5 protein-coding genes are annotated in these 6,620 nt (G+C 65.0%); all 5 read right to left on the bottom strand.

The genetic code is table 11. The features are described 5' to 3' along the window. Nucleotides 1–105: 105 nt before the first annotated feature. The 5 genes from AKN84_RS43875 to pimA all read right to left on the bottom strand — a co-directional run bounded on the left by AKN84_RS43875 (nucleotide 106) and on the right by pimA (nucleotide 6,488). Entirely contained in the window at nucleotides 106–879 is a 774-nt protein-coding gene (locus AKN84_RS43875; RefSeq protein ID WP_050426539.1) for an SDR family NAD(P)-dependent oxidoreductase, read from the bottom strand. A gap of 150 nt (nucleotides 880–1,029) precedes the next feature. After that, entirely contained in the window at nucleotides 1,030–2,175 is a 1,146-nt protein-coding gene (pimD, locus tag AKN84_RS43870) for a pimeloyl-CoA dehydrogenase small subunit (RefSeq protein WP_050426538.1), read from the bottom strand. Between the two features lie 84 nt (nucleotides 2,176–2,259). Beyond that, complete coding sequence (gene pimC, locus AKN84_RS43865) at nucleotides 2,260–3,450, bottom strand: pimeloyl-CoA dehydrogenase large subunit (protein ID WP_050426537.1); 1,191 nt, start codon at nucleotides 3,448–3,450, stop codon at nucleotides 2,260–2,262. Between the two features lie 168 nt (nucleotides 3,451–3,618). Further along, nucleotides 3,619–4,806, bottom strand: coding sequence for an acetyl-CoA C-acyltransferase (locus AKN84_RS43860; protein ID WP_050426536.1), 1,188 nt, complete (start codon nucleotides 4,804–4,806; stop codon nucleotides 3,619–3,621). Continuing rightward, nucleotides 4,803–6,488 (bottom strand): dicarboxylate--CoA ligase PimA, encoded by a 1,686-nt coding sequence (gene pimA, locus AKN84_RS43855; protein ID WP_050426535.1) that lies wholly within the window; start codon nucleotides 6,486–6,488, stop codon nucleotides 4,803–4,805. The genes AKN84_RS43860 and pimA overlap by 4 nt, the downstream gene beginning before the upstream one ends. Nucleotides 6,489–6,620 lie beyond the last annotated feature (132 nt).

The following is a 6,620-nucleotide window of genomic DNA, read 5'->3' as shown; positions in this document are numbered from 1 at the left end:
GGTGCTCTCTCCGCGAGTCATTCCGTGGAGAGAGCCCCACCCGCATCGCATCTCCGATGCGATGCGACCTCCCCCGCAAGCGGGAGAGGTGCAGCGAGCAAGCCGCTACGTCGCCGCGGTGGTCACACCGCCGTCGACCACGATGGTCTGGCCGGTCATGAAGGTCGAGGCGTCGGAGGCAAGATAGGCCACGGCGCCCGCGATCTCTTCGGGCTCGCCGATGCGGCGAAGCGGCGTCGACGCGGTGCGGCGCTTCAGATTGTCCGGATCCTCCCACAGCGCGCGGGCGAAATCGGTCTTCACCAGGCCCGGCGCCACGCAATTGACCCGCACGCCCTTCGGCCCCCATTCGCCGGCGAGGCTGCGGCACAGCGCAAAATCCGCCGCCTTGGAGATGCCGTAGGCGCCGATCACCGTCGAGCCGCGCAAGCCGCCGATCGACGAGATGATGACGACCGAGCCCTTGCCGCGTTCGGCCATCTGCGGGATCGCCAGCGCGGAGAGCCAGATGTTGCTCTTGACGTTCGAGCCCATGATCTTGTCGAAGGCCTCGTCCGTGATGTCGAGCAGCGGGCCGTAATAGGGATTCACCGCAGCGTTGCAGACCAGGATGTCGATCTTGCCGTAGTGCTTGATCGTGCCCGAGACCAGCGCCTCGACCTCCGCGCGGCGCGCGATGTTGCACGGGATGACGAGCGCGTCGCCGCCCGCCTTCTTGATGCCGTCGGCGACCTCCTGGCAGGCATCCGCCTTGCGCGAGGAGATCACGACCTTGGCGCCGAGCTTGGCCAGCAGTTCGGCCGAAGAGCGGCCGATGCCGCGGCTCGAGCCGGTGACGACGGCGACCTGGCCGGTGAGATCGAACGGGGTGTTTTTCATTGTTGTTGCCTCCCTGTTTGTTTCGAGCGTCATTGCGAGGAGCTCGCGACAAAATTGCACAGCAATTTTGCGCTGAAGCGACGAAGCAATCCATCTTTCCCAACGCGGTGAGATGGATTGCTTCGCTTACGCTCGCAATGACGGTGGTGCTTACGCCAGCAGCCCGCCGCCCTCGCTGACGCGACGGAGGTGATAGTCGGTGTCGCCGAGCGTGTTCTCGATCATGGTCAGCCGCTTGAAGTAGTGGCCGATCTTGGCTTCCATGGTCATGCCGATGCCGCCGTGCAGCTGGATCGACTGCTGGCCGACGAACTTCAGCGACTTGCCGACCTGCACCTTGGCGGCGGCAACCGCGGACGAACGCTCCTTGGCATCGCTGAAATCCGACGCCATGGTCGCGAACATCGACATGCTGCGGGCCTGCTCCAGCGCCACGAACATGTCGGCGGCGCGGTGCTGCAGGCTCTGGAACGAGCCGATCGCAACGCCGAACTGCTTGCGGGTCTTGATGTACTCGACGGTGTCCTTGAGCGACTGGTCCATCGCGCCGACGGCTTCGGCGCACAGCGCGGTGCGGGCTTCGTCAGCCACGCGCTCGATCAGCGGCAGGCCGTTCTCGGGATCGCCGATCGCAGCGTCCGCACCGACCTCGACATTGGTGAAGGTGATATCGGCTGCGTGCAGGCCGTCCTGGGTCGGGTAGCCCTTTTTGGTGACGCCCTTGGCATCCGCCGGGACCAGGAACACGCCGATGCCGGTCTTGTCGCGCTGGCCGCCCTTGGTGCGCGCGGTCACGACAAGCGTGTCGGCGTTCTCGCCGTTGAGCACGACGAACTTCTCGCCGTCGATCACCCAGCCGTCGCCCTTCTTCTTCGCCGTGGTCACGACGTCGAACAGATCATAGCGCGAGTTCTTCTCGAGCTGGGCAAAGCCGAAGGTCTTGCTGCCGTCGATGATGCCCGGGATGTACTTGGCCTTCTGCTCGGCCGAGCCGCCATGGCGCAGGAAGCCGCCGGCGACCACGACGGTGGCGAGATAAGGCTCGACCACCAGCGCCTTGCCGAGCGCTTCCATCACGATCATGGTCTCGACCGCGCCGGCGCCGAAGCCGCCGTCGGTCTCCGCGAAGGGCAGACCCAGCAGGCCCTGCTCGGCAAGCTTGCCCCAGAGCGCTTTGCTCCAGCCGCCCTTCTCCTTCATGTACTTCTTGCGCGCATCGAAGTCATAGGCATCGGTCAGAAGCCCGTCGATGCTCTCCTTGAGAAGCCGCTGCTCCTCGGACAGATCAAAATCCATGTTCGTTCCCTTAAACTGAAAGTCGTTACCGAAACCGGGACCTCGTCACCTCTCCCCGCAAGAGCGGGGCGAGGGAGAAGAGCATCAAAGCCCCAGCACGGCCTTGCTGATGATGTTGCGCTGGATCTCGTTGGAGCCGCCGTAGATCGAGACCTTGCGGTTGTTGAAGTAGCTCGGCGCGATCTGCGCGGTCCAATCCATGCTCTCGTTCGAGCCGGCATCGCCGTGCTCGTCATAGGGCGCGGCGAACGGGCCGATGATCTCCATCAGCAGCTCGGTGGTGGTCTGCTGGATTTCCGAGCCCTTGATCTTGAGCACCGAGGAGGCCGGATTGGGCTTGCCCTTGCCGTGCTTGCCCTCGTCGGCGACGACGCGGAGCTGGGTGAGCTCGAGCGCCTTCAGCTCGATCTCGCAGGCGGTGAGCTTCTCGCGGAACGCCGGATCCTCGATGACCGGACGGCCGCCGGACTCGACCTTGGAGGCCAGCGCGCGGATGCGGCGCAGCCGCTCCTTCGAGACGCCGACCCGGGCGATGCCGGTGCGCTCATTGCCGAGCAGGAATTTGGCGTAATCCCAGCCCTTGTTCTCTTCGCCGATCAGGTTCTCGTAGGGAACCTCGACGTCGTCGAAGAACACTTCGTTGACCTCGTGGCCGCCGTCGATGGTCTGGATCGGGCGCACGGTGACGCCCTTCGACCTCATCGAGAACACGATGAAGGAGATGCCCATCTGCTTCTTCGCGTTCTTGTCGGTGCGGCAGAGACAGAAGATCATGTCGGCGTGCTGGGCCAGCGTGGTCCAGGTCTTCTGGCCGTTGATGATCCACTTGTCGCCTTTGCGCTCGGCCGTGGTCTTCAGCGAAGCGAGGTCCGAACCGGAGCCCGGCTCCGAGAAGCCCTGGCACCACCAGTCGTCGACATTGGCGATGCGCGGCAGATATTCCTTCTTCTGCTTCTCATTGCCGAAGGTGTAGATGACCGGGCCGACCATGCTGACGCCGAAGGCGAGCGGCTGCGGCGCGGGATAGGACTGCAGCTCCTCGTTGAAGATGTAGTGCTGCACGGTGGTCCAGCCGGTGCCGCCATATTCCTTCGGCCAGTGGGTGACGCCCCAGCCCTTCTTGTTGAGGATGCGCCACCAGGTGACCATCTCGTCCTTCGACAGATGGCGGCCTTCCTGCAGCTTGCGCCGGGTCTCCGGCGGCACGTTGTTCTTGAAGAACTCACGCACCTCCTCACGAAACGCTATCTCTTCCTTGGTGAAAGCGAGATCCATCGGATCCTCCTTTTGAGCGAAAACTAACGCCTTGTTTCGTTGTCGTCCTGGCGAAAGCCAGGACCCATTACCACCGGCCTTCGTTGTCTTGCGAAGGCGACTGCCGTCTGTGCCCCTTACCCCGGCCGCGGGGTATGGGTCCTGGCTTTCGCCAGGACGACGACGGAATTACTGCAACACTTCAAACAACCCGGCCGCGCCCATGCCGCCACCGACGCACATGGTAACGACGGCGTACTTGGCCTTGCGGCGGCGGCCTTCGATCAGCGCGTGACCGGTGAGCCGCGCACCCGACATGCCGTAGGGATGGCCGACCGAGATCGCACCGCCATTGACGTTGATCTTCTCCGGATCGATGCCGAGCTTGTCGCGGCAGTACAGCACCTGCACCGCGAACGCCTCGTTGAGCTCCCAGAGGTCGATGTCGTCGACCTTGAGGCCATGACGCTTCAAGAGCCGCGGCACCGCGAACACCGGGCCGATGCCCATCTCGTCCGGCTCGCAGCCGGCGGACACGAAGCCGCGGAAGATGCCGAGCGGCTGCAGCCCGCGCCTGGCGGCCTCCTTGTCGCTCATGATCACCGTGGCGCTGGCGCCGTCCGAGAGCTGGCTGGCATTGCCGGCAGTGATGGTGAAGCCCTCACCGCGCACCGGCTTGAGGCTGGCGAGCCCTTCGGCCGTGGTCTCGGGCCGCGGACCTTCGTCCTGCGACAGCGTCACTTCCTTCATCGTGACCGCACCGGTCGCCTTGTCGGTCACCGCCATCATGGTGGTGATCGGCGCGAGCTCGTCCTTGAACTTGCCGCCCTGCTGCGCGGCCGCGGTGCGGCGCTGGCTTTCCAGGCCGTATTCGTCCTGCTTCTCGCGCGAGATGTTGTAGCGCTTGGCGACGATCTCGGCGGTATCGATCATGGGCATGTAGACCTCACCCTTGATCTTGAGCAGCGCCGGATCCTGGGCGTGGAACGCGTTCATCTTGTCGTTCTGCACCAGCGAGATCGATTCACCGCCGCCGCCGACCGCGATCTCGACGCCGTCGAAGATCACCGAGCGCGCGGCGAGCGCGATCGCCTGCAGGCCGGACGCGCACTGGCGGTCGATGGTGGTGCCAGCAACCGTCACCGGCAGGCCGGCGCGGAGCAGCGCCTTGCGCGCGATGTTGCCGCCGGTCGCGCCCTGCTGCATCGCCGCGCCCATCACGACGTCCTCGATCTCCTTCGGATCGACCTTGGCCCGCGCCACCGCCTCGCCGATCGCGTGGCCGAGCAGGGTCGCGCCCTCGGTGGCGTTGAGCGCGCCGCGATAGGCCTTGCCGATCGGCGTGCGGGCGGTGGAGACGATAACGGCGTCGGTCATGAACGGGATCCTGCAGTCTGTTGTTGAGTGGCTTGAGAGGACTTCGGCTGTTGCTGGCGCAGTTCGTGACGCGACAGCTTTCCAACCGGAGTGCGCGGCAGTTCGTCGACGAACTCGACCGCGGCCGGCAATTCATGCTTGCCGACCTTGCCGGTGAGGAACGCGCGCAGCTCGTCGATCGAGAACGTCTTCTCGCCGTCGCGCAGCTTGATGAAGGCCTTGGCCGCCTCGCCGCGGTAATCGTCGGGAATCCCGATCACGATCACCTCCTGCACGGCAGGGTGCGTGTAGATCGCCTGCTCGATCATCTGCGGATAGACGTTGAAGCCGCCGGAGATGATCATGTCCTTCTTGCGATCGACCAGGTAGAAATAGCCGTCGGCGTCCATGTAGCCGATATCGCCGGTCAGGAAGCGGTCGCCGACGAAGGCCTCGGCGGTTTCCGCCGGCCTGTTCCAGTAGCCCTTGGTGACGTTCGGGCCGCGGATGCGGATCTCGCCGACCTCGCCGACCGGCATCACCCTGGTGGAATCCTCCAGCGACACCACGTCCATCTCGATGCCAGGCAGCATCAGCCCGATCGAGCCCGGCTTCTCCGGTCCTTCCTTGGGATGGCCGGTACCGGGCGAGCAGGTCTCGGTCATGCCCCAGCCGCTCTTCAGCTTCATGCCGACGCGGCGCTCGAAGATCTTGGCGACCTCCACCGGCAGCGGCGCGCCGCCGGAGCCGGCGACCACCAGCGAGGAGAGATCGCGCTTGTCGAGATCGGGCAGCGAGGCGATCGCGATCCACATCGTCGGTACGCCGGGAAACACCGTCGCGCGCTTGACCTCGATGTCGCGCATCACGGCCTCGACGTCGAAGCGCTGATGCAGCGAGATCAGATGGCCGCGCCGGATCACCGACAGCAGCACGACGGTCAGCGCATAGATGTGAAACAGCGGCAGCACGCAGATCACGCGCTCGATCGCGTTGCGTTCGAGCCGCCCGGGCTTGCCCCAGACATCGTAGATCGACACCGCCGCGGTGAGATTGCCGTGGCTGAGCATGGCGCCCTTGGGCAGGCCCGTGGTGCCGCCGGTATATTGCAGCAGCGCGACGTCCTCGACGTCGACCGCGGGCCATTGCGACGGCCTGGTCGCGCCGTCGATGAACGGACGATGCGTAATGATCGCAGGATTTTCAGGCAGCGCGGTCTGTGGCGTGCCGGCCTTGCCCCAATTGTCGTCCTCGCAGACGATCAGACGATCGAGCAAGCCCTTGTCGAGAAACTTCAGCGCGGTCGGCAACAGCGCCGAGAGATTGCTGGTGACCAGCACACGCGCGCCGGAATCGGAGAGCTTGTGCGACAGCGCGATCTCGCCGTCGAGCGGCGACAGATGCACGACGCGGGCGCCGGCCTTCAGCGCGCCGAAGAAATTGATCGGATGGTCAGGCGAATTGCCGAGAAACAGCGCAACCGACGTACCCTTGCCGTAGCCGGCCCGCAGGAAAGCGGCAGCGGCGGTCTCGACCAGGGACTCAAGTTCGCTGTAGCTGATCTGCCGGTCGCGGAATTCGAGCACCGGGCGCGCGCCGAACTCGGCCGCGGCTTGCGAGAGCAGGTCCGGCAGCGTGCCGCGCGTGATCTCGTCGCTCCACTTCACGCCCTTGGGATAATATTGTTCGCCGGGATAGGTCATGGATGCATCGACTGATGTGAGGTGAGCATCGGCGCGATGGCTCCCCTCCCCCTTGTGGGGAGGGGTTGGGGAAGGGGGTTCACACGGGCAGTGCCGATGCGGCCACCCCTCTCCCTAACCCTCTCCCACAAG

The sequence above is a fragment of the Bradyrhizobium tropiciagri genome (genome assembly GCF_001189845.1).
Classification (GTDB): Bacteria; Pseudomonadota; Alphaproteobacteria; order Rhizobiales; family Xanthobacteraceae; genus Bradyrhizobium; species Bradyrhizobium tropiciagri.
The sequence above is the reverse complement of the archived record's forward strand: the minus strand, read 5'-3'. Positions and strand labels throughout refer to the sequence as shown.